The sequence below is a fragment of the Nocardiopsis valliformis DSM 45023 genome (genome assembly GCF_000340985.1).
GTDB lineage: Bacteria > Actinomycetota > Actinomycetes > Streptosporangiales > Streptosporangiaceae > Nocardiopsis > Nocardiopsis exhalans.
The window spans coordinates 26515-47997 of record NZ_ANAZ01000011.1 but is presented as its reverse complement, the minus strand read 5'-3'; the positions used below and the strand labels follow the sequence as shown (position 1 = coordinate 47997).

Genomic DNA, 21483 nt, shown 5'->3' with positions numbered 1-21483 from the left:
CTGAGCGCCTCGTACCCTCCCATGACAGGATTGCCTTGGCCCCCCGCTGTCCGTATGCCGAACTCCACTCCGCCGACTTCCAGGCCGACCCGCACGCGGTCAACCAGCGCATGGTCGAGGAGCACGGCCCCGTCTTCCCCGCCGAGATCTTCCCCGGCATCAAGGCATGGGTCGTCGCCGACTACGCGCTGATCACCGCCTGGTGCCGGGACGCCCGCACCTTCAGCCGGGACTCACGCCGGTGGCTCGACTGGCGCGAGGGCCGGGTCCCCGACGACGCCCCGGTCGTCGCGATGATGACTCACCGGCCCAACCTCCTCTACGCGGACGGTGACGAGCACGCCCGTCTCAAGCGCGCCGTGGTCGACTCCCTGGGCCGGGTCCCCGAGAGCCGGGTCGGGGAGATCACCCGCCACCACGCGGACGCCCTCATTGACGCCTTCTGCCTGCGGGGCCACGCCGAAATCGTCTCCGAGTACGCGCGCCTGCTGCCGCTGCTGGTGCTGTGCGACCTCTTCGGTTTCTCCCGCGACGTCGGTGAACGCGTCCTGAACTCCCTCAGCGACCTGTGGGACGGCATCGACGCCGCCAAGGCCAACGGCGAGTACGAGCGCGCCCTGTCCGACGCGATCTCCGCCAAGCACGCCGCGCCCGGGGACGACATCACCTCGTGGATGCTCCAGCACCGGGTCGGCCTCAGCGACGAGGAACTCCTGGCCCAGCTCGTCGTGACCATCGGGGCCGGAGCCGAACCCACCGCCAACCTCATCTCCGGGACCACGCACACGATCCTGGCGGACGAGGAGGTCCGGCAGGCGTTCCGAGGCGCCCGGGTGGGCGTCAGCGAGGCGATCGACCAGGTGCTCTGGCGCGACCCTCCCGTCAACAACTACCCCGTCCTGTATCCGGTGAAGGACGTGCGGGTCAGCACGGGAACCCTGATCAGGGCGGGTGAGCCCATCCTGCTCGGCTACGCGGCCGCGCACGACGCGATGTCCTCCGGCGGTCCGGACATCGAGCAGGGCAACCGGGCCCACCTCGCCTTCGGTGTGGGGCCGCACCGCTGCCCGGCCCAGGGGTTCGCCTACGCCATCGCCCAGGTCGGCGTCGAAACCCTGACCAAACGACTTTCCGGTCTGCGGACCTCCGGCAACGCCCCGCAGCGGCGCCCCGCCCCCTTCGCACTGGCGCTGTCCCGGTTGCCGGTCACGTTCACTCCCGACGCCCCGAAAGGCACCACACCCCCATGGCAACAGACATCCCCGTCCTCTACCCCTACGACCTCCACCGGCAGACAGCCGAACTCCGGAGCCGAGGCGCCGTCGTCGAAGTTGAGATCGTTGGTGGCGTGGTTGTTCGGGCGCTGACCGGCCACGACGTCATCATGGAAGCGCTGGCCCACCCCGACGTGCGCAAGGAGGCGCGGCACTGGCGCCCCTGGGCCCAGGGGGAGATCCCCATGGAGTGGCCGCTCATCTCCTGGGTGGCCCCGGACAACATGCTCACCGCGGACGGCGACCGCCACCGGCGGCTGCGCACCCTGGTGTCCCAGGCGTTCACCCCGCGCCGGGTGGAGCTGCTGCGCCCGCGCGTCGAGGAGATCGTCAGCGAGCTCCTGGACGCCGCCGCGGCTGCCGGGCCCGGTCCGGTCGATCTCAAGGCCGCGCTGGCGCTGCCCCTGCCCATGACGGTGATCTCCGAGCTGTTCGGGGTCGGCGCCGAGCACCGTGACACCCTGCACACGCTGATCGAGCGGGTCTTCGACACCACCACTCCCCCGGAGGTGGCCGCGCAGACCAACGCGGACATGCTCGCCCTCCTGGCCGAGCTCGCCGAGGAGAAGGCGAAGAACCCCGGCGACGACCTCACCAGCGCCCTGCTGGAGGCTCGTGCCGAGGGCGACGAGAAGCTCTCCCAGACCGAGCTCGTGTGGACCCTGATCCTCATGATCGGCGCGGGTTACGAGACCACCATGAACCTCATCGCCAACGCGGCGCACGCCCTGCTCACCCACCCGGAGCAGCTCGCGCTGGTCCGCAGCGGTGAGGCGTCCTGGGCCGACGCCGTGGAGGAGACCCTGCGCTGGGACGCCAGCATCCAGTACCTGCCGCTGCGCTACACCGCCGAGGACGTCACCCTGGGCGGGGTGCACGTGCCCAAGGGCGAGGCCCTGCTCATGGGCTTCGGCGCGGCGGGACGCGACCCCGGCAAGCACGGCGAGGACGCGCACGTCTTCGACCTGCGCCGTGAGCAGCGCGGGCACCTGGCGTTCTCGCACGGGCCGCACTTCTGCCTGGGCGCGGGCCTGGCCCGGATGGAGGGGACACTCGCCCTGGAGGCGCTGTTCTCCCGGTTCCCGGACATCCGCCTGGCCGAGGGCGAAGAGGTCCCCGAGTCCCCGTCCATCGTCTCGCGCGGATCGGCCCGGCTGCCCGTGGTCCTGGGCTGAGCCGTTTCGACGGAGTGCCCCGCGTACGCCCCGGTCGGGACGTGCGCGGGGCACTCGCGTTCCCGGCCTTGGAGAGATGGCCCGCACGCGCTTACGCGAATGGCAGCCACCGGCCCGGAACCCCGCACGGCTTCGGCAGTTCGAGCACTCCTGGTGGGAGGCGCCCCTGGAGTCCCACCGACGGTAGTTCGGTTCGCAGGAGCCGACCGCGGTGGGCTCCGAACAATTCGGGGCCGGCCGGTCCGCTGATTCGCACCGCCACCGGGTAGGACCCGAACGCGGGTCCACACGGCCGCGCGCCGGGAGCACGGGGCACGGGGCACAGGGGCGGCGCCTCTACCGGGTCGGCGCCCAGGCGCTGCCTCCGGTGGACTGGCGGCTGGACCGGTTTCGCCGGTCGCGGGCACCGTGCCTGACCGCGCTGGAGCCCGGAACCGGCCGGGGAAGCAGCGACGAAGCGTCCAGGAGGAAGAATGAGCGCGAAGGGGACCGTCGACGTGGACGGGCAGATCGGGGCCGTGTCCCGAGGGCTGAGAACCGGGGAGCGTGACGGGGAGCAGACGCTGGTGGCCACGCTCAGCCAGCGATACGACACCACGGTCGAGGACCTGTGGGAGGCGTGCACCTCGGCCGAGCGCCTCCGCCTCTGGTTCGCCCCGGTAACAGGCGACCTCCGCCTGGGCGGGGACTACCAGGTGGAGGGAAACGCCAACGGCACGGTCGAGGCCTGCACGGCACCCCACTCCTTCAGCGCCACTTGGGAGTTCAACGGAGAAACGAGCTGGATCACCGTCCGGGTGGACCCCGAGGACGACGGGGCCAGACTGACGCTGAAGCACACCGCGCACGCCGACACCGACGCGGACTTCTGGCAGCGGTTTGGCCCGGGCGCGACCGGCGTGGGCTGGGACCTGGCCTTCCTCGGCCTGGCCCAGCACCTGCACGCCGGGGCGGAGACGCTGGAGGAGGAGGGCTGGGAGGCCACGGACGAGGGCCGCAGGTTCGTCACCGCCAGCAGTGAACGCTGGGGCGAGGTGAGCGCTGAGTTCGGTACCCCGCGCGCGCAGGCCGAGGCGGCCAGGGACCGGACCACCGCCTTCTACCTCGGAGAGGAACCGCCCGCACAGGACTCGCCCGCATAGCGTCCGAGCGCCCGCCCCGCGCCGCCGCGGGGCGGGGTCGGCCCAGGACCACGTGGAAGGCGGGCGTCAGGTCGGAGCCTGTGGTCCTGCGGCAGGCGGCGGCCGGTGATCGGACGCCCGGGCCGCTGCCGGACCTCGCTCGGTGGTGCCGGTGGTGCCGGTGGTGCCGGTGACGCGGCCGGTTACCGGTCCCCCACCGCCTCGAACACCGCGGCCAGCCCCTGACCGCCGCCGACGCACATGGTGGCCAGCCCGTAGCGGCCGCCGCTGCGGTCGAGTTCGCGGGCGAGTGTGCCGATCATCCGGGTTCCGGTCGCGCCGACCGGGTGGCCCAACGAGATCCCGGAACCGTGCACGTTGGTGCGTTCCAGGTCCTTGGCGGTGAACTCCCACTCGCGCATGACGGCGAGCGCCTGCGCAGCGAAGGCCTCGTTCAGCTCGATGACGTCCAGGTCGGTGAGAGTGAGACCGGCCTGTCCGAGCGCGCGGGCGGTGGCGGGGACCGGGCCGATGCCCATCACCCTGGGCGCCACCCCGGCCGCGGCCCAGGTGCGCAGCCGCACCAGCGGGCGCAGCCCCAGCTCCTCGGCCTTGTCCCGGGTGGTGACCACGCACAGGGCGGCGGCGTCGTTCTGGCCGCTGGCGTTGCCCGCGGTGACGGTGGCATCGGGGTCCTGCCCGGCCATGATCGGTTTGAGCCCGGCCAGGCTCTCCAGGCTGGTGTCCGCGCGCGGGTGCTCGTCGGTGTCGATGACGGTCTCGCCCCTACGGCCGGGGACGGTGACCGGGACGATCTCCTCGGCGTAGACCCCGGAGTTCTGGGCGGCGACGGCGCGGGCGTGCGAGGCGACGGCGAGCTCGTCCTGTTCGGTGCGGGTGATCCCGTACTCGGCGCGCAGGTTCTCGGCGGTCTCGATCATGCCGCCGGGCACCGGGTAACGGGAGCCGCCCGCGGTCTCGCGGGCGCGCACCAGCCCGTCGTGGACGGTGATGCCGCCGCGGGCCCCGCCCCAGCGCATGTCGGTGGAGTAGAACACGGCGTTGCTCATGCTCTCCACCCCGCCCGCCACGACCAGGTCCTGGGCTCCGCTGAGCACACCCATGACGGCGTTGACCACGGACTGCAGGCCGGAACCGCAGCGCCGGTCCAGGTGCTGGCCGGGGACGGTGACCGGCAGCCCGGCGTCGAGGGCCACGACGCGGCCGATGGCGGGCGCCTCACTGTTGCCGTTGCAGTGACCGAGGATGACGTCGTCGATCTCGGCGGGGTCGATGCCGGTGCGCTCCAGCAGCCCGGTGAGGGCCTGGGTGCCCAGGTCCACGGCGGTGACGGTCTTGAACATCCCGCCGTAGCGGCCGATGGGGGTACGGACGGGTTCACAGATGACGACGTCACGCATGGGTCACGCCTTTCTCGATCGGGGTGCGGGGGTCTGGGTGAGCGGGTCAGGGTGCGGGGGCGGCGATCATCCACGACCGCGCTCCTCCTGCTCGTCCGCCAAACCGAGTTCGGCGAGGATCGCCTGGGTCTGTTCGCCCAGGGCGGGGACCGGGCCCATCCGCAGTTCGACGTCGCCGAAGGTCATCGGCGGCAGGACCGCGCGGATGTCGCCCTTCTCCGTGCCGACGGTGCGCCAGCGGTCGCGTTCGGACAGCTGCGGGTGGTCCACCACGTCGGAGAGCTGGTTAAGCCGGGCGGCGGGGATACCGGCCCCGGTCAGGCGTTCGTCCAGCTCCGCGGTGGTCCAGAGCTCGGTCCGGCTGGCCACGTAGGCGTCGCACTCGGCACGGTGGCGCACCCGGTCGGGGTTGGTGCGAAAGCGCGGGTCGTCGGCGTACTCCTGCTCACCGAAGACCTCGCTGACCAGCGCGCGCCAGCCGCGGTCGTTCTGGACTCCGATGAGTATGTCGCCGTCCTTGGTGGGATAGGCGTCGTAGGGGGCGATGGAGGCGTGGCTCAGCCCCATGCGGGGGATCTGCCGGTCGGCGTACATCTGCATGTACAGGGCGTGGCCCATCCACTCCACGGCCGAGTCGAACATGGACACGTCGACGGTGGCGCCCCCGCCGGTGCGTTCACTGCGGTACAGGGCGGACAGCACCGACACGGCGGCGTAGAGCCCGGCGGCGATGTCGGCGTTGGGCACCCCGGTCTTGGCGGGGGCGTCGGGGGTGCCGGTCACCGAGATCATCCCGGACTCGGCCTGGACGAGCATGTCGTAGGCCTTGCGGGCAGCCTTGGGCCCGGCGGTGCCGTAACCGGAGAGGTTGACCGCGACCAGGCCGGGGTTGCTCTCACGCAGGGTGGCGGCGTCCAGGCCCAGGCGTTCGACAGCGCCGGGGGCGCAGTTCTGCACGAACACGTCGGCCCGGTCGATGAGGGCCCGGGCGATGTGGCGGCCCCGCTCGGACTTCAGGTCGACGGCCAGGGACTCCTTGGAACGGTTCAGCCACACGAAGTGCGAGGCCAGACCGCGCACGGCGTCGTCGTAGCCGCGGGCGAAGTCGCCCTCCCCCGGGCGTTCCAGCTTGACGACGCGGGCGCCCAGGTCGGCCAGGTGACGGGTGGCGAGGGGGCCGGCCACCGCCTGTTCGAGCGAGACGACCAGCACGCCTTCCAACGGCAGCGCCCCGGTTTCGGGGTCCGGGGCCGCTGGGCTCACCGGAGTCTCGCCTTCTCCCGGCGGACCAGTCCGCCGCCGATGATGAGCCGCTGGATCTCACTGGTGCCCTCGTACAGGCGCAGCAGGCGCACCTCCCGGTAGATGCGTTCCACCGGCACCTCGCGCATGTAACCGGCGCCGCCGTGCACCTGGACGGCCAGGTCGGCGACCTTGCCGACCATCTCGGTGCAGTAGAGCTTGGCCACCGACGGGGCGGTGCGGCGGTCCTCGCCGCTGACGTACTTGGCGGCGGCGTCCCGGACCAGCGCGCGCCCGGTCTCCACTCCGGTGTACTGGTCGGCGAGCATGGCCTGGACCAGCTGGTGGTCGCCGACGGGCACGCCGCCCTGGGTGTTGGCGGCGGCGTAGGAGACCGACTCGTCCAGCGCGCGCTGGGCGGTGCCGACCGACAGCGCGGCGATGTGCACTCGCCCCCGGGCCAGAGAACTCATCGCGGCCTTGTAGCCGACCTTCTCGTCCCCGCCGACCAGCGCGTCCTCACCCACCCGCACCGAGTCGAAGGTGACGTCGGCGGTCCAGGCGCCCTCCTGGCCCATCTTGGCGTCCTTGGGGCCCACGGTGACGCCGGGAGCGTCGGCGGGTACGAGGAACACCGCGATGCCGTTGCCGTCGGGGCCGGGCTCGCGGGTGCGGGCGAAGACGACGAACAGACCGGCCAGCGGGGCGTTGGTGATGAACTGCTTGCGGCCGTCGATGACCCAGCCGGAGCCGTCGCGGACGGCCTTGGTGCGCAGACCCGCCGGGTTGGAGCCCGCGCCGGGCTCGGTGAGGGCGAAGGAGGCGATCACCTCGCCCGAGGCGATCCCCTCCAGCCAGCGCTCGCGCTGGGTGTCGGTGCCGAAGTTGACGAGCACCTGACCGGCGATGCCGTTGTTCGTACCGAACAGCGAGCGCAGGGCGAGCGAGGTGTAGCCGAACTCCATGGCCAGCTCGACGTCCTGGACGAGGTTCAGGCCGAGTCCGCCCCAGCGCTGGGGGATCGCGTACCCGAACAGGCCCATGTCCGCGGCGGCCTTGCGGAGGTCATCGGGGATGGCGTCGGTCGCCAGGATCTCGTTCTCACGCGGGACGACCTTCGTACGGACGAAGTCGCGCACCTGGGCGTGGATGTCGGTGAAGTCTTCGGCGGTGACCTCGGGCTCAGAACTCATGGGCACGATGATGACGGACAGCTCTCATACACGTCCAATACCTGATATCGCCGCATTATTGCTTCAAATGGAACAATCAGGAGGTGTTGAAGCCTCCGGGGTGAAGGCAGTCGCCCGGCGGCACAGGTCGCGTGACATAAGGTTGCCCTGCATGAACCTGCACCACCTGGAGGCCTTCCTCGCCGTGGCCGAGGAACTGCACTTCGGCCGTGCCGCCGAGCGCCTGCACATGGCCCAACCCCCGTTGACGCGCGCCATCAAGCAGCTCGAACGCGACCTCGGCGCCCAGCTGTTCGTGCGCACCACCCGTTCGGTGCACCTGACCACGGCGGGACAGGCGCTCATCGGGCCCGCCAACGACGTTCTGGAGGGCTGCCGGGTGGCGCGCAGCGCGGTCCGATCCGCCGGGGAGGGCGAGACCGGCCTGGTTCGGCTGGGCTTCGCGGGTCCTTCCTCGCACCTGCTGGTGGGCGACCTGAGTCGGCTGGTCCGCCAGCGGCGCCCCGGCATCGAGCTCCGACTGCGCAGCACCACCTACGCCAACGAGGCGCTGCGCTCGGTGATCGACGGCGAGCTGGACCTAGCGCTGGTGCGGTGGAGCGCGCGGCCGCCGGAGATCGCCCAGCGGGTCGTGGCCGAGGAGCACTACGTGCTGGTGGTCCCGGAGCACCACCGGCTGGCCGAACGGGAGACGGTGAGCATCGCCGAATGCCGGGGCGAGCCGTTCGTGGCGCTGCCCTCGGCCCCCGGTTCAATCGTGCGCGAGACGTTCATCCGGGCCGCCTACGAAGCGGGGTTCTCCCCCGACATCGTCCAGGTCGCCTCGGACTCGTGGACGCTGATGGCACTGGTCGGCGCCGGGGTCGGGCTGAGCTTCACCCTGGACACGGCGGTCGCCAACGTGCCCCGAGACCGGATCCGGCTGGTGCGGCTGGCGGAGGAATTCACCCCCTCCTACGCACGTCTGGCCTGGCGCCGCGACGCGACGAGCCCGGCCCTGCACGAGGTACTGCTCGCCTCCGAGGAGGCCCTGCCCACCCCGGAACACCTGGTGGGCGTGGAGGTGCCCTGACCCCGGCCCGAACGTCGGCCCCTCGGACCGCGGCGGCCCCGACCAGACCGAAGCGGCCAGAGACCGGACCACCGCCCATGCCACTATCGGCGCCACAAGAAAACTTCGAAAAAGTCCGCTTGAGGTGTCGAATACGGGTCGCGCCGTACGACGAGAGGACGTCAGGCAACCGACCAGCGAGGAAATCGAGCATGCGCACCCTGATCATCACCGCCTTCGTGTCCGTCGACGGCGTCATGGAGGCACCGGGCGGAGAGCCCGGATACCGAAACTCCGGCTGGACCTTCAACACGGTTCCGATGGACGAGGCGGCCTACGAGATCAAGAGCCGCGAACAGGAGGAGGCCGCCGCGCTGCTCCTGGGGCGTCGGAGCTACGAAGCATTCGCCCCCGTATGGCCTTCGATGGAGGAGTTCGCGGGTTACAACTCCATGCCCCGCTACGTGGTCTCCGGCAAGCTCACCGAAGACGACCCGCGCTGGCCCGCCACCGTCCTGCGCACGCTCGACGAGGTCGCCGAACTCAAGAAGACCGAGGGTGGGCCGATCTCCGTGCACGGCAGCGCCGAACTCGCGCGGGGCCTGGCCGACGCCGGACTGGTCGACCGCTACCACCTGTTGGTCTTCCCGCTGCTCCTGAGCTCCGGGAAACGCCTGTTCAGCGAAGCCGACAAGGACCTGACCAAGCTGAAGCTGGTCGAGCACGAGGTGTACTCCAACGGCGTGCAGAAGCAGGTCTTCGACGTCCTGCGATGAGGGGCTGGCGACCGGACCCTACGGAGATGGTCCTGCTGTCTCAGCTAGGGAATTGTCCCCGCACGCGGAGCTCACAGGCCCCGCTCGCGATCGTCGGCGGCCGCGGGCAGCCCATCCCCGCGTGCGCGGGGCTCACCTGCCAACGGGGATCATGGTGAACCCGTCCCCCTTCGCGGCGGGGAAGCACGCGAACCGGGGGCGGGCCGGGTAGAGGACGGGGCCTTTGTCGGTGTCCACGGATTCGAGGCGCCGCTCCATTTTACCGGCGAGTAGTTCTTCGACTTCGACTTCGGCTTCGTCCTTTGCGGTGATGGCGATACCGAGCGGTCGGGCGTCATCGATGTGGAACACAGCCTGGTATTTGGGCATGCGGGCCTTCTGGTTTCGAGTGTACGGCGATCACCTTGAATAGCTCCGGGATGTCGGTGTCCGCGGGTAGAGTTCGTCGACCTGATGATCTGCCGGACGCCCGCTCCGTTTGGCCCCCTGTGCGAGGAGCCCCCCATGAACAGAACCGGTTGGATCGCCACCATCGCCACAGGTGTGGTCGCGCTACTTCTCGGGTTCAGTGTCGGCTGGTTCGGTAACCAGGCCTACATTCGTGCCCAGTTCACGGCCGCGTTCGACGACATCGGCGCAGAGTTCGAGGACACCTCTGACACCGACGACGTGGACGAAGCAGCCGTAGACGAGTCGGATGAGCTGGTCGAGGAACTCCCGGACGCCGCCCCGATGGGTGAGGCGGCCTCCGATGGGATCTGGGACATCACCCTGTCCGGGGTGGAGCGCACCGACCAGGTGAACGGGTCCTACTCCAACGCTGTCGCCGATGACGGGTGGGAGTTCGTGGTGTTGGAGGTGGAGCTGACGAACACCTCGAACGGCCCGCAGATGCCAGAGGTTGACAACTCCGAGGTGATGGACGCGGACGGCAACCGGTACGGCTACCACACGGACGCCCTGTTCGCCCTGGATGAGGACGACGCCCTGTACGAGGATGTGAACCCGAACGGATCGGTGACGGTGCGACTGCCGTTCGAGGTGGAGGCGGGCACTGTGATGGAGTCGGCCCTGTTGTCGGCGGCGTGGGATGCCCCGTCGGTGGCGGTGCTGGAGGTCAAGGAGTAGGCGGAACACGAGGGACGCCCTGGGCCGTGTGGTCCGGGGCGTTGCTGTGTGTGGGGTCAGTTGTCCTGCGCTTCGATCCACTTGCGCATCTCCGCGCCGGTGATCGTCTTCCCGGACGGCAGGGTCACGGTCGCACCGTCGCCGAAGTTCGCACCGGCCATCATGCGGATCATCGCGGCGTCGTTCTCGGTCACCTCGTGAGCGTGCAGCGGGGCAGGGGCGGGAGCGGTCCATCCCCGCGTGCGCGGGGCTCACGGAACCGCCTGCTTCTTGCGCTGCTCGGACCGCGGTCCATCCCCGCGTGCGCGGGGCTCACGCCGTCCTGCACTACAACGGCGCTGGCAAGAACGGTCCATCCCCGCGTGCGCGGGGCTCACACTTAACGACCTGCGACGACGCGGGGCGTTATCTCCGCGTGACCATATCGCGGATCAGCGAGTTTCTGGCCCCAGGCGCACATCATGACAGACCAAGGACCGCTTCGGGCCCCTGGAAACCACATGAGCGGCCGGTCCCGCTCGGGACCGGCCGCTCACATTCGCTGTCCGGGATTAGCGCTTCATGCCCTTGGCGATGGCCTCGATGATCTTCGGGCGCAGCTCGGCTGCGCTGATGATGGCGTCGACGGAACCCACCTCGACCGCGCGCTGGATGCTGTGGACGCCGTCGAACTCGGTGGCGACCTCGCTGAGCTTCTCGGCGCGGACCGCGGACTGGACCTCGGTGAGTTCGGCGTTGAGCTCGGCGCGTTCGTCGGTGCTGGCCTCCGACACACGGGTCTGGAGTTCCGTGACGCGCGGGTCGGTGGCGGTGCGCTTGTTGACCTCACCGGCGAAGACCACCGCGGCGGCGGGGGCGCCGCCGAGGACGGAGGCGAAGGAGCCCTCCAGGGCGAGGACCGTCATGTTCGGGTTCAGCGCCTTGGAGAAGACCACGAACGCCCCGCCGTGGTAGCGGGAGATCACGCAGAAGACGATCGGGCCCTCGAAGTTGACGATGGCTCGGCCGATCTCCGCGCCGTACTCCAGCTGGAGCTTGCGCATGGACTCCGGAGAGCCGTCGAAACCGGAGAGATTCGCCAGCACGACCAGAGGCCGGTTCCCAGAGGCGGCGTTGATCGCCCGAGCGGTCTTCTTGGACGAGCGCGGGAACAGGGTGCCCGCGGTGTAGGTGTCCGGGCCGTCGGTGGGCGGGAAGCCGCGACGGGCGACGGAGCGGGACTCGATGCCGATCAGGCAGACCGGCCAGCCTCCGATGTGCACGTCCTGGACGGCGGAGGTGTCGGCGTCGGCCATGCCCGCCCAGCGCTCCAGGACCGCGTGGTCCTGGTCGGCCAGGGCCCGCATCACCGTACGGATGTCGAAGGGCTTCTTGCGGTCCGGGTTGTGCTCGACCGAGAAGATCTCGCCGACCGTGCTGAAGTCGCTTCCCTCGATGCTGTGCGGGAAGTCCGAGACGTCGCGGTCGTCCGGGTCGATGGTGAGGGCCTTGCGCGGCGCCGCTTCGCCCGGAAGGACGTAGGTGTGGTCGTAGTGCGCCATCAGCACATCGCGAGCGGCGGGCAGGTTAGGCGCCCAGTACTGGGCCTGGCCGTTGGGGCCCATCACCCGGTCGTAGCCGCCGATACCGAAGTTGTCCTCGGCCGACACGCCGCCGGAGAAGTCCAGCGACTGCTTGCCGGTGAGCACCATCGCCGAATCCGGCGTCATCACCAGGATGCCCTTGGTGTGCATGAGCATGGTGGCTTCGGCGTTCCAGTACGGCTGGGCGCCGACGGTGATGCCTGCGACGACGATGTTGATCTCGCCGCCGTCCTGGGTGAACTCCACGATCCGCTTGAGCGCGGCCGCGACCCAGTCCATGTTCTCGGTGCCGGAGGCCATGGAGATCCGGGCACCGGCGGAGAGCGCGAACCACTCCAGCGGAACCCGCATGTTCTCGGCCAGGTTGATCGCGGCGATCACCCGCGAGCACTCGGGCTCCGAAAGCGCGCCCAGCGCCTTGGTCGGGTCGCCGAGCAGGACGACTCGGGTGACGCCCTCGGGGTGGCGTTCGGTGGGCGTGGTGACCACACCGGCCACGATGGCGGCGGAGTTCTGCCCGCGGGGCCGCTCCACCGGGACGAGGATGTTGTCCTCGTTGAGGTCGTGCTCGACGAAGCTGCCGTCGGGCCCGGTGAGCATGCCGGTCAGCTCGTAGGGGTAGGTGGTGCCGCGGCGGGCCGCGCGCAGCACCTTCTGCCGGTAGTCGTCCAGCGGCAGGACCGGCTCGGTCGAGGGCTCCTCGACGCGCACGCTGGCGCCGTTGCCCGGGTCCAGGCTGATCCGCACGGCGAGTTCGGTGAGCTCGCCCTCGTCGGTGCGCTGGCGGGCCACGAACTGGACTTCTTCGAGACCGGCTCCGTCGGTGGTCGGCAGGATGCGCTCCACCAGGGCGTTGAGCTCGTCGATGCTCAGCTCGGTGGGCGGCCACACGTACATCAGGATGCGGTTGGTGTCGAAGCGCTTGTTGTGCGGGCGCTGCGCCTGGATGTTGCGGATGGCGTCCAGGCAGGCGGCGAGCGTGCCCTCCACGGCGGGCAGGGCGACCAGGCGGCCGTCGTGGTCGCGCAGCGGGGTCAGGTCGCGGACCTGGCCCAGCGCGATCAGACGCTCGTCGGACGGGTTGCTGCGCGCCACGGCCTTGAAGAGGTAGACCTCCTCGTCCGCGGACGGCAGTCGGGTGAGGTCGAACTCCCGCAGCCGCTGCAGCTGCAGGCGCTGGGCGATCTGCGGGTGCAGGCCGCGAATCAGCCGGTCCTCGACCAGGGAGCCGCCCTCGGGCCGGAAGGTGAAGTGGTGGTGCATGACCGCACCGCTGGTCCCCGCCACGGTGGCGGTCACCCGGCGCACGCCCTTGGGCAGCGGGTTCTCGGCCAGGATCTGGCCGAGCCGCACCGCCATGGCGTCGGCGTCCGGCTGGCCCTCCCAGGTGAGGTACAGGTCAGCGACCAGACTGTGCTCGGCGGCACCGGCGGCGAGCTCGGCGACCGCGCCCAGAGCCTCGGGCAGAGCCGTGATGTCCGCGGCGGTGGTGACCACACGGGTCACCCCGTGTGAGTTGGTGTGCTCGGTGGTGACCAGCTGGCAGCCCCCGCTCTGGCCCGCGGTGACCTCGGACAGGCCGCGGTTGCCGTAGTAGCGGCGGGTCAGTACCTCCAGCAGCGGCGCGTGGTCCTTGCCGGGACGGCCGATCCGCTGCCCGATGATCCGGACCAGCGGCTCGGAGCTGGCGACCATGGACTGGATCCGCTCGGCGCGGTCCGGAGCGTTCGGGTCGCGGTCCAGGTGGCGCAGGTCATCGCGGACGGCGGCGTAGACCTTGGCGCGGTTGCGGCGCAGCAGCGGCTGGGTGAACCAGCGGAACACCACGCCGCGGGCCAGGTCGGACAGGGCGGGGTAACGCACCTGGGTGGCCTCGACCAAGTGTTCCAGGGCGAGACCGGCGCGCTCGCTGACCTCCTCCTGCGGCGGGGCGTCGGCCAGCCAGCAGCGCAGCAGCTCCGAAACGATCGTGACGTAGCCGCCCATGCGCTGCTGGGCGAGGAAGATCCGGAAGACCGCGTCCTCCAGCTCCGGGGTGCGGTCCAGGTCGGTGACGCCGTAGTGGGCGAGGACCCGGGCGAGCTTGCCCTGGAAGTCCTCAGTGACCCCGGCGCGCTCCACGTCCAGGCTCTGCAGGTAGCTGTGGAAGTACTCGCGCGGGCTGTGCACGCGGCTGTCCTGCTCGGCGTCGACGCCGCCGCCGGGCTTGTTGCGGTTCAGCTCGGACAGGTCGGCGAACACGGTGAGCAGGTCCAGCTCGCCCTCGACCGGCTGCACACCGATCCCGGAGCGGGCGGTGAGGTAGTCCTTGAGCACACGCTCGCGCTCGTCGGGCTCGAAGTCGAATCCGAGCAGCAGGCCGCGCAGGTCGTTCAGGCCCTGGTCGGCGCGCTGGGCGGCGGAGGCGGCCGGGACCGGTGCGGGCAGGTCGATCTCGACCGTCTCGGCCTGAGCCTCGGTGTCCTCGGCGTCGTCGTCGCCGAGCGGCTCCAGGCGCATCAGCGGGGCGCCGGTCTCGACCTGGCCGCCCACGGCCACGGGGCACTCGCGCACGCGGGCGCGGAACGGCGCGCGCAGCACCGTCTCCATCTTCATGCTCTCCAGCACGAGGATGGGCGCGCCCGCCTCGACCTCGTCGCCAACGGCCAGCGGGGTGGCGACCACCAGCGCGGGGGCGGGGGAACGGACGACGCCGCCTTCGTCGCGGCTGACCCGGTGGGTGACGCCGTCGATCTCGACCAGGTGGACCGGTCCGTGCGTGGCTGACACGAACCGGAACCGGCCGCCGTTGACGACGATGTGGCCGCTGTGGGCATCGAAGCGCTCCACCTCGACGTCGGCCGGGTACACGTCGCCGCCGCCGGAGACGCCGACGCGGAAGCGGTTGTGCCCGACGCGGGCCACACTCACCCGGTAGCCGACCCCGCGGAGCTTGAGGTCCAGGGGACGGCCGGAGTCGTGCTGCACCTGCGGGCGGCCGCCGTGAGCGGTGGACAGCAGCTGCTGGCGGCTGGCCTCCTCCTCGTCGCGGTAGGCCTCGATGGCGGCGGCAGCCAGGGCGACGGCGGAGTGGCGGTGGGTGACCAGGCGGCCCTCGGCGCGCACCCGGTCGATCCAGCCGGTGTCGGCGCTGCCGTCGATCACCTCAGGCTGGTCGAGCAGGTCGAGCACGAAGCTCTTGTTGGTCGCGCCGCCCTCGATGATGACGGTGGTCTCGGCCATGGCGCGGCGCAGTCGGCCCAGCGCCTGCTCGCGATCGCGGCCGTAGGCGATGATCTTCGCGATCATCGAGTCGAAGTCGGCGGGGATGCTGTCGCCCTCGCGCACACCAGTGTCGACCCGGATGCCGGGGCCGGCGGGCATGTTCAGGCGTGCGATGCGGCCAGGGGAGGGCGCGAAGTCGCGGTCGGGGTCCTCGGCGTTGAGCCGGGCCTCCACGGCGTGGCCGGACTCCTCGGGCTGGACGCCTTCGAGCTTGCCGCCGGCGGCCACGTGCAGCTGCAAGCGGACCAGGTCGGTGCCGGTGGTGATCTCGGTGATGGGGTGCTCGACCTGAAGGCGGGTGTTGACCTCGAGGAAGGCGAAGAGCCGCTCACCGGGGTGGTAGAGGAACTCGACGGTGCAGGCGCCCCGGTAGCCGACGGCCACGGCGAGGCGCTCGGCGGAGGCCTTCAGCTCGGCGACCTGCTCGGGCTCCAGGACCGGGGAGGCGGACTCCTCGATGATCTTCTGGTTGCGGCGCTGCACCGAGCAGTCACGGACGCCCAGGGCCCAGGCGGTGCCCTGGCCGTCGGCGATGACCTGAACCTCGACGTGGCGGGCGCCGGTGACCAGGCGCTCCAGGAAGACCACACCGGAGCCGAAGGCGCGCAGGGCCTCCTGGCTGGTGCGCTCGTAGGCGTCGGTCAGGTCCTCGGAGGAAGCGACCATACGGATACCGCGGCCGCCGCCGCCAGCGGTCGCCTTGAGCATCAGCGGGTAGCCGATCTCGTCCCCGGCGCGCAGGGCGTCCTCGAGGGTGGAGACCTCACCGCGGCTCCAGGGGGCGACGGGGACGCCGACCTCCTCGGCGATCAGCTTCGCGCCGATCTTGTCGCCGAGTTTGCGCATGGCTTCGGGACTGGGTCCGACGAAGGTGACGCCGATCTTCTCGCACAGCTCGGCGAAGGCCGGGTCCTCGGCGACGAAGCCCCAGCCGACCCAGGCGGCGTCGGCCTCGGTCTCCAGCAGGGCGCGTTCGAGGACGGCGAGGTCGAGGTAGGGCCGGGCCGAGGCCGGACCCAGGTCGTAGGCGACGTCGGCCTCACGGACGAAGGTCGAGTTCCGGTCGGCGTCGGTGTAGAGGGCGACCGTCTCGATCCGGGCCCCGGTTTCCGCCGAGAGATCCCGAACGGCGTGGATGAGCCGCATCGCGGCCTCTCCACGGTTGACGATGGCGACACGACTGAACACCGGTATGCCCCTCCCAAGTACCAACACGCAGAAGGCGACGTCCGGGTCTCGGAGCGCCGCCTGCACCTGTCTTCTAGCTTGGTGGATTACCTCCTGGTACACCAATGTCCCGAATTGCTCACGCCGGAGCCCCAGATTTGTGGGATCCCTACAAAAAGTACTCGGTTAGGGGCCGCTGGGGGACGCCGGACGCGAGGTTTGCCACAACCGGGTGGGTGCGGAGGGTGCCGGGGAGCCATCCGGGGGCGGCCGGAAGACGGGTTCGAGATGACCGATATCTACGGACTGTCGGACACCGGCCCGCCCGGGAGGCCCTGGAACCGCAGACCGGTCCCTGGCCGCGGATACCCGCAGCTGGCTCCATTCTCACGCCACCCCGATGGTCAGGGCCGTTGGCGCACCTCCGTGTCGTGGACACCGTGTCACGAAGACCGCTGCGGTGGATCCGCCCGGGGTCGGGGGCGTTGCGCGTCGGCGAACACGGGGTCAGGGATTCCCCCAGCCCTTTTTCCAAAAAAAGGGACTTCCGATAATAGCCCTGGGAATTTCACGGACAGGCATTTACCATAAATCATTGAACCAACATGATAAATTAGCAGCATGACCATGCTGCACCACCTGGCCCTGACCACTTCCCAGATGGCGGAGAGCCGCCGGTTCTACGACGCGGTCCTGCTGCCGCTCGGCTACGAGAGGGGCTCCTGCAACGACAAGCTCACCACCTGGCACGGCCCCCATCCCGAGATCCTCCTCTTCGAGGTCGAGGGAGAGGACTCCTCACCGCACACACTCGGGCGCCCCGGCTGGCACCACGCCTCCTTTTCGGTAACTGAAAGAGAAAGCGTCCTGAGAGTGCACGAAGCCGTTACTTCCGGCGGTTGGACCGTGGTCCACAAACCACGCGAGTACCCTGAGTACAGCGAAGGCTACTTCGCGGTTTTCGTGGAGGACCCCGACGGAATCAGAATCGAAGTGGCACATATTCCCGTTGCCCCCTGAGACCACTTCGCCGGACGGGTCCGCGCGCTCCAGGAGGTTGGCCAGCTCTGCTGGCAGCGAGGCCTTGTCGCATCGTCCAGCCCGCGGAACTCCTGCTCACACAGTGGTTGAAGTCGTTGCATCACCGCTGGCACGATCCCGTCCAGCTGGTGCTGAACCTTCCGGCGGGCAATGCCGTCGCGGAAGTTGACCCGGATCAGCTCGGTGAGGTCCCTGCCCCGGTCAGCCGCCGCCGACCGCTGGGCCAGCCACCTCCGGCCCGCCCTACTGCCGACCGTCCCGGCCGCCTTCAGCGCCGCCGCCTCCCATGCCACCGTGCATGTCCCTGGGTTCGATCGTGAAGGGGGTACGCCGACCCGGAACCCCGCAACCCCCTACGAGGAAGCCGTTCCAGACCACCCCCGAGTACCGCTCCGCACCGCTGTCAGAGCCCTGTGCCACGATGCTTGCCACTCACTCGACATACGGACGAAGAGGGCGGCAGCAATGGGATGGGTAACCGTCAGCGACGGGTACACGGTGTGTCTGCGGGGCGAGGGCTCCCAGACACAGCTGGTCTGCCGTAACCCCAAGGGTCGTGAGCTGGCACGCGTGCCCTCCTCCCTCGGCAGGGATCCGGTCGTCGTCGCCCTACGGGACCTGCGCGGACGCCTCGCCCGGCATGAGGAGGACGTCCGCGCACAGGTCCGGACGTGGGTGCTGCGTTCACTGTCGATCCCGGCCGCCCTGGTCACCGCGGTCTGGTCCGACCCCGTCTGGCGGCAGGTACTGGCCGGGACCGTCGTCGTCCCCACCTCAGACGCCCCGCACACGCAGTCGCCCGGCCTGATCAGCGACACCCACCCCGAGCACGGTGTGGAACTGGTCGCCCTGAACGGCACCCGCACCTGGTCATCGGCGGCCGTGTTCACCCTCCCCCATCCCGTCCGACTCGGCGCCGACCTGCCGTCCTGGCGCGCGCTCGCCGACAAGCACGGCGCCGCAGACGGATCCCCTCAGCTGGACCGGCCCGTGTGGCTACGCCCGGACGACTTCGCCCCCGAGACCAGCTCCGTCGGGCTCCAGCCCTTCTTCGGCTACGACCTGGGCGCGGCCTTCGAGAAGCAGGTGAATCGGCTCGGCGGGCGGATCCGCGACGAGACAGCACACTTCCAGGTCTACGGGGCCGATCACGCCGCCGGACCGATCCCCGTGGCCGTATGGCTGCGCTGGCAGGGACTGGAGAGCTGCGTGGCGGTCAACGACCTGGCCTGGCACACGCCGTCCGGCCCCGTCGACGACGTCGCCTGGTCCGAGGGCGTGAACATCCTCATGGAGCTGTACAAGCGCAGCCCCGACGCCAAGGACCACCAGGATGGTACCGAACAGCAGGTGCCCGCGAGGGACTACCGAACCGGCGACCCGGCCCCGCCCACACCACTGCCCGAGCGCGACGAACGCGCCTCCCTCGTCCATGCCGGCGGTGTCGCGCTCTCCCCCAGCCGAGACGGGGAGGACGCGCTCATCGCGCTCGGGCTGTCCCACTCCGCACTCGACGGACACATCGTCATGCTCGTCCCCGACCACTCGGTCGCGGGTCGGCGGGCCCTCTGGGAGGCTCTGGGCCTGGTCCAGCAGTCCGAGACCGAGGTCGGCACCACCCGCCACCGCCCGCCCGAGTTCCTGGCCGCCGTGCTCGACCGCCACCCCGCCCTGTTCGAACACGCTCTCGCACTCCTGCCGGTGCTCCGCGCCCAGAGCGAGGTCGCCCTGGCCAAACCCGGACGAGCCCGCAAGGCGCTCGGCGAGGCCGCCGACAACCTACTCCAGACCGCCCCCGACCTGCGTTACCTCTTCTTCGACGAATGCGCGCAGGTCCTCGCCGAGGTCGGTAACACCTCCTACGCCACCGGGTTCCACGACCAGGCCAGGGCGGCCGAGCGCGAACTCGACCACGTGGACGAGGAAGCCGTCATCGATTCCTACGCTCACTTCCCCTCCCCCGGTTCCCTCCCCCACAGCCTGAAAACCCACGCCAAGGCCCTCGCCGCCCGGCTGGACCCGGCCCAGGCCTACCGTCGCCACCGTGAACTGGTCACCGCCTGGTGCGAAGCCGAGAACCGGGCGTCCAAGGACCTCGCGACCGGACTGGTCACCCTGGCCCAGGCAGCTGGAATCGTGCCGGGTGGTGAGGGAACCGACGACCGAGCAGCCGACGCACGCGCGGTCCGGGCGATGCTCACCAACGGTTCCCTGGCCCTGGTTCCGGCCAAGACGTGGACCGCACTGCTCCCCCTCCTGTGTTCCATGGTCGCCGAGGACCCGCGGTTGGGCGGGCTGCTGGCCATCCAGGTCCCGGCTCCTTCCGGGCAGACCGCCAAAGCGAAGGCCGCCGCCGCCAAACTCTGGGCCCGTGTGCTCCGGGAGAGCGGGGTCAAGGAGCCTTTCGGTGCGGCTTCGGGGCTTTCCAGCGCAGCGGTCAAACGCTGGGCGGACGCGTTCCTGCGCACCTACGCGGGGATGGCGCTTCCGGCCGAAGAGCTCCGTGAACCCCTCCGCCAGGCCGGGGCGGTGCTGCGCGAGGCGGGCCTGGCCGCCGACTGCTCGCCGCTGCTGTCCCCTTACAGCTGGCACGATCCGCAGCCGCTGGGAACACTCGACTTCGTCGTGTCCTGCGGAGTGCCGCTCGAGGGCTACCGCGGCCAGAACCCGGAGGGAGCGGAGTGGCTCCGGGCGATCAACCCGAAGAGCTGGCTGCTCCAGGCCCCGGCACCACACGACCTCACCGGTCTGGCAGCCGATCCCCAGTGGCGTGAACGCCTGCGGGCCGCGGTGGACGGGGATACGCGGTTCGAGAGCACGTCGGGGTTCGGGCGTTCCACGGATTCGCCCATCCCCGAAGACGGGGACCATCACGCGCGCCAGATCCGGGAGCGGATTGCGGAGTACACGCGGGGCCTGGTCCACACACCCGGTTGCGCCGACGTCGTCGATGACATCCTGGCCGACCACCGCACATGGATCAGCGGACCGACCGCTCCGGGGCTGCCCGTGCTCTACGCGGCGGTGCGGGCGGCGGAGCGCTTCCTCTGGAGGGAACCCACCCCGCAGGTCATCAATCGGGTGCGGCCGATCCTGGCCGGGGCCCGGGTGGCCGAGTCCCTGGCCGTGACCCTGAGCGGTGGTGTGACCGATGAGCTGCACTTCCCCGTGCTGGAGGGCTTGGATCCCCACTACTCCTACGCTCTCGAGGAGTGCGGGCCCGACCTGTACCTCGCCTACGGGGTGAGGACCTTCGATTCCTCGATGAGGCAGGTCAGGCCCGAAGGTCTCGAACCGGTGCTGACGACCCGCTTGGGGTCCTCCGTCGAAAAGCGGTGGTGTTCGGTGTGCCTCACCGCCCAGGTCGGAGGCCGACCGCTCAAGGGGTGCACGCACGAACACGGTGAGGGTCCGGGAGAGGCCACGGAGGAACGGGGGCGCTTCCCCGGCGGCGCGGAGGTCACCGTCCGCCGTGTGAGCCGACGCCACCAGGAGCTGGTGGACTCCGAGGGTCGGATCCTGGCCGCCCACCGCATCGGCCGGGGCGGTTCCAGCGGCCTGATGGCGGTCCGTGAGTACTGCCACCGGTACGCGGCGGGAACGGCGCTGGTGCTTCCGCCGGGCTGGTGGCAGCACATGCGGGTGCGGGACCAGGAGGGGTCGGCCGCGCTCCGGGCCGTGGACGCGGAGCTGGCCGCGACCCTCCTCAAAGCCGTGCCGGAGGATCTGGGACGTGGAATCGCCTCCGCCACGGACCGGGCGGAGCCTCGGGACATGAAACTGCCCGAGAAGAGGAAGTGCGTCGAGGAGCTCGCCGGGATCGTCCGTTCCTTCCTGCCCGCGATCACCGATGCATGGCTGTTGACGGGCGTCACCGCCCTGGTGTGGACGGCCGTGGAGTGCCGCGAGCGGGTCGCGGACCTCCAGGCGCGTCTGGTGACCGAGGGCGCCCTGGCCAAGGACTGAGCGCAGAACTCCCGCCCCGAACCCCGTGTGTACCGCGGAGCGCACCTCCCGTTCCGGTCCTGATCTCGGGGCCGGGACGGT

General features: G+C 70.4%; 15 protein-coding genes. 8 read left to right on the top strand and 7 right to left on the bottom strand.

Annotation, left to right across the window (positions count from 1 at the left end; translation table 11 throughout):
• The first annotated feature begins 35 nt into the window (after positions 1-35).
• The 3 genes from D457_RS0112170 to D457_RS0112160 all read left to right on the top strand — a co-directional run bounded on the left by D457_RS0112170 (position 36) and on the right by D457_RS0112160 (position 3591).
• Positions 36-1367 carry a cytochrome P450 family protein gene (locus D457_RS0112170; protein WP_017580943.1) on the top strand — a complete coding sequence of 444 codons (1332 nt, stop codon included), beginning with the start codon at positions 36-38 and terminating at the stop codon, positions 1365-1367.
• Complete coding sequence (locus tag D457_RS0112165) at positions 1349-2449, top strand: cytochrome P450 family protein (RefSeq protein ID WP_017580942.1); 1101 nt, start codon at positions 1349-1351, stop codon at positions 2447-2449. Before D457_RS0112170 ends, D457_RS0112165 begins: the two co-directional genes overlap by 19 nt.
• A 473-nt stretch (positions 2450-2922) precedes the next feature.
• Entirely contained in the window at positions 2923-3591 is a 669-nt protein-coding gene (locus tag D457_RS0112160; protein ID WP_017580941.1) for an SRPBCC family protein, read from the top strand.
• A gap of 182 nt (positions 3592-3773) precedes the next feature.
• On the opposite strand, the gene D457_RS0112155 is transcribed toward D457_RS0112160, so the two are convergent.
• The 3 genes from D457_RS0112155 to D457_RS0112145 all read right to left on the bottom strand — a co-directional run bounded on the left by D457_RS0112155 (position 3774) and on the right by D457_RS0112145 (position 7426).
• Complete coding sequence (locus tag D457_RS0112155; protein WP_017580940.1) at positions 3774-4991, bottom strand: acetyl-CoA C-acetyltransferase; 1218 nt, start codon at positions 4989-4991, stop codon at positions 3774-3776.
• A 66-nt stretch (positions 4992-5057) separates the two neighbouring features.
• Entirely contained in the window at positions 5058-6254 is a 1197-nt protein-coding gene (locus tag D457_RS0112150; RefSeq protein WP_017580939.1) for a CaiB/BaiF CoA transferase family protein, read from the bottom strand.
• Positions 6251-7426 (bottom strand): acyl-CoA dehydrogenase family protein, encoded by a 1176-nt coding sequence (locus tag D457_RS0112145; protein ID WP_017580938.1) that lies wholly within the window; start codon positions 7424-7426, stop codon positions 6251-6253. The genes D457_RS0112150 and D457_RS0112145 overlap by 4 nt, the downstream gene beginning before the upstream one ends.
• 151 nt (positions 7427-7577) lie before the next feature.
• Between D457_RS0112145 and D457_RS0112140 the strand changes: the two genes are divergently transcribed.
• Positions 7578-8498 (top strand): LysR family transcriptional regulator, encoded by a 921-nt coding sequence (locus tag D457_RS0112140; RefSeq protein ID WP_017580937.1) that lies wholly within the window; start codon positions 7578-7580, stop codon positions 8496-8498.
• 191 nt (positions 8499-8689) lie between these two features.
• Positions 8690-9253: a dihydrofolate reductase family protein gene (locus D457_RS0112135; RefSeq protein ID WP_017580936.1), complete on the top strand. Its 564-nt coding sequence runs from the start codon at positions 8690-8692 to the stop codon at positions 9251-9253.
• Positions 9254-9385: 132 nt separating this feature from the next.
• Here D457_RS0112135 and D457_RS0112130 read toward each other — a convergent pair whose 3' ends face one another.
• The gene (locus D457_RS0112130; RefSeq protein WP_017580935.1) at positions 9386-9622 is read right to left on the bottom strand and encodes a hypothetical protein; all 237 of its coding nucleotides are present in this window, start codon (positions 9620-9622) and stop codon (positions 9386-9388) included.
• Positions 9623-9757: 135 nt separating this feature from the next.
• Here D457_RS0112130 and D457_RS0112125 point away from each other — a divergent pair, with 135 nt between their 5' ends.
• Positions 9758-10381, top strand: coding sequence for a DUF4352 domain-containing protein (locus D457_RS0112125; protein ID WP_017580934.1), 624 nt, complete (start codon positions 9758-9760; stop codon positions 10379-10381).
• Positions 10382-10437: 56 nt separating this feature from the next.
• Here the strand turns inward: D457_RS0112125 and D457_RS36155 are convergent, their stop codons facing one another.
• Together D457_RS36155 and D457_RS0112115 are read right to left on the bottom strand one after the other, a co-directional pair.
• A complete protein-coding gene (locus D457_RS36155) occupies positions 10438-10575 on the bottom strand; it encodes a hypothetical protein (RefSeq protein WP_017580933.1) in 138 nt (45 codons plus the stop codon).
• A gap of 357 nt (positions 10576-10932) precedes the next feature.
• Complete coding sequence (locus tag D457_RS0112115; protein ID WP_017580932.1) at positions 10933-16416, bottom strand: ATP-binding protein; 5484 nt, start codon at positions 16414-16416, stop codon at positions 10933-10935.
• Positions 16417-17016: 600 nt separating this feature from the next.
• Between D457_RS0112115 and D457_RS0112110 the strand changes: the two genes are divergently transcribed.
• Entirely contained in the window at positions 17017-17415 is a 399-nt protein-coding gene (locus D457_RS0112110; RefSeq protein ID WP_017580931.1) for a VOC family protein, read from the top strand.
• On the opposite strand, the gene D457_RS37795 is transcribed toward D457_RS0112110, so the two are convergent.
• Positions 17343-17729 carry an NACHT N-terminal Helical domain 1-containing protein gene (locus D457_RS37795; protein WP_394297043.1) on the bottom strand — a complete coding sequence of 129 codons (387 nt, stop codon included), beginning with the start codon at positions 17727-17729 and terminating at the stop codon, positions 17343-17345. The genes D457_RS0112110 and D457_RS37795 overlap by 73 nt on opposite strands.
• Before the next feature lie 172 nt (positions 17730-17901).
• On the opposite strand from D457_RS37795, the gene D457_RS37485 reads away from it, so the two are divergent.
• Complete coding sequence (locus D457_RS37485) at positions 17902-21402, top strand: DUF4132 domain-containing protein (RefSeq protein WP_017580930.1); 3501 nt, start codon at positions 17902-17904, stop codon at positions 21400-21402.
• The last annotated feature ends 81 nt before the right edge of the window (positions 21403-21483 follow it).

Bases quoted from the DNA above. Each gene is read 5' to 3' on its own strand.
- D457_RS0112160 (WP_017580941.1), top strand. From the start codon at position 2,923: ATGAGCGCGAAGGGGACCGTCGACGTGGACGGGCAGATCGGGGCCGTG.
- D457_RS0112155 (WP_017580940.1), bottom strand. From the start codon at position 4,991: ATGCGTGACGTCGTCATCTGTGAACCCGTCCGTACCCCCATCGGCCGC.
- D457_RS0112145 (WP_017580938.1), bottom strand. From the start codon at position 7,426: ATGAGTTCTGAGCCCGAGGTCACCGCCGAAGACTTCACCGACATCCAC.
- D457_RS0112140 (WP_017580937.1), top strand. From the start codon at position 7,578: ATGAACCTGCACCACCTGGAGGCCTTCCTCGCCGTGGCCGAGGAACTG.
- D457_RS0112135 (WP_017580936.1), top strand. From the start codon at position 8,690: ATGCGCACCCTGATCATCACCGCCTTCGTGTCCGTCGACGGCGTCATG.
- D457_RS0112130 (WP_017580935.1), bottom strand. From the start codon at position 9,622: ATGCCCAAATACCAGGCTGTGTTCCACATCGATGACGCCCGACCGCTC.
- D457_RS0112125 (WP_017580934.1), top strand. From the start codon at position 9,758: ATGAACAGAACCGGTTGGATCGCCACCATCGCCACAGGTGTGGTCGCG.
- D457_RS0112110 (WP_017580931.1), top strand. From the start codon at position 17,017: ATGACCATGCTGCACCACCTGGCCCTGACCACTTCCCAGATGGCGGAG.
- D457_RS37485 (WP_017580930.1), top strand. From the start codon at position 17,902: ATGGGATGGGTAACCGTCAGCGACGGGTACACGGTGTGTCTGCGGGGC.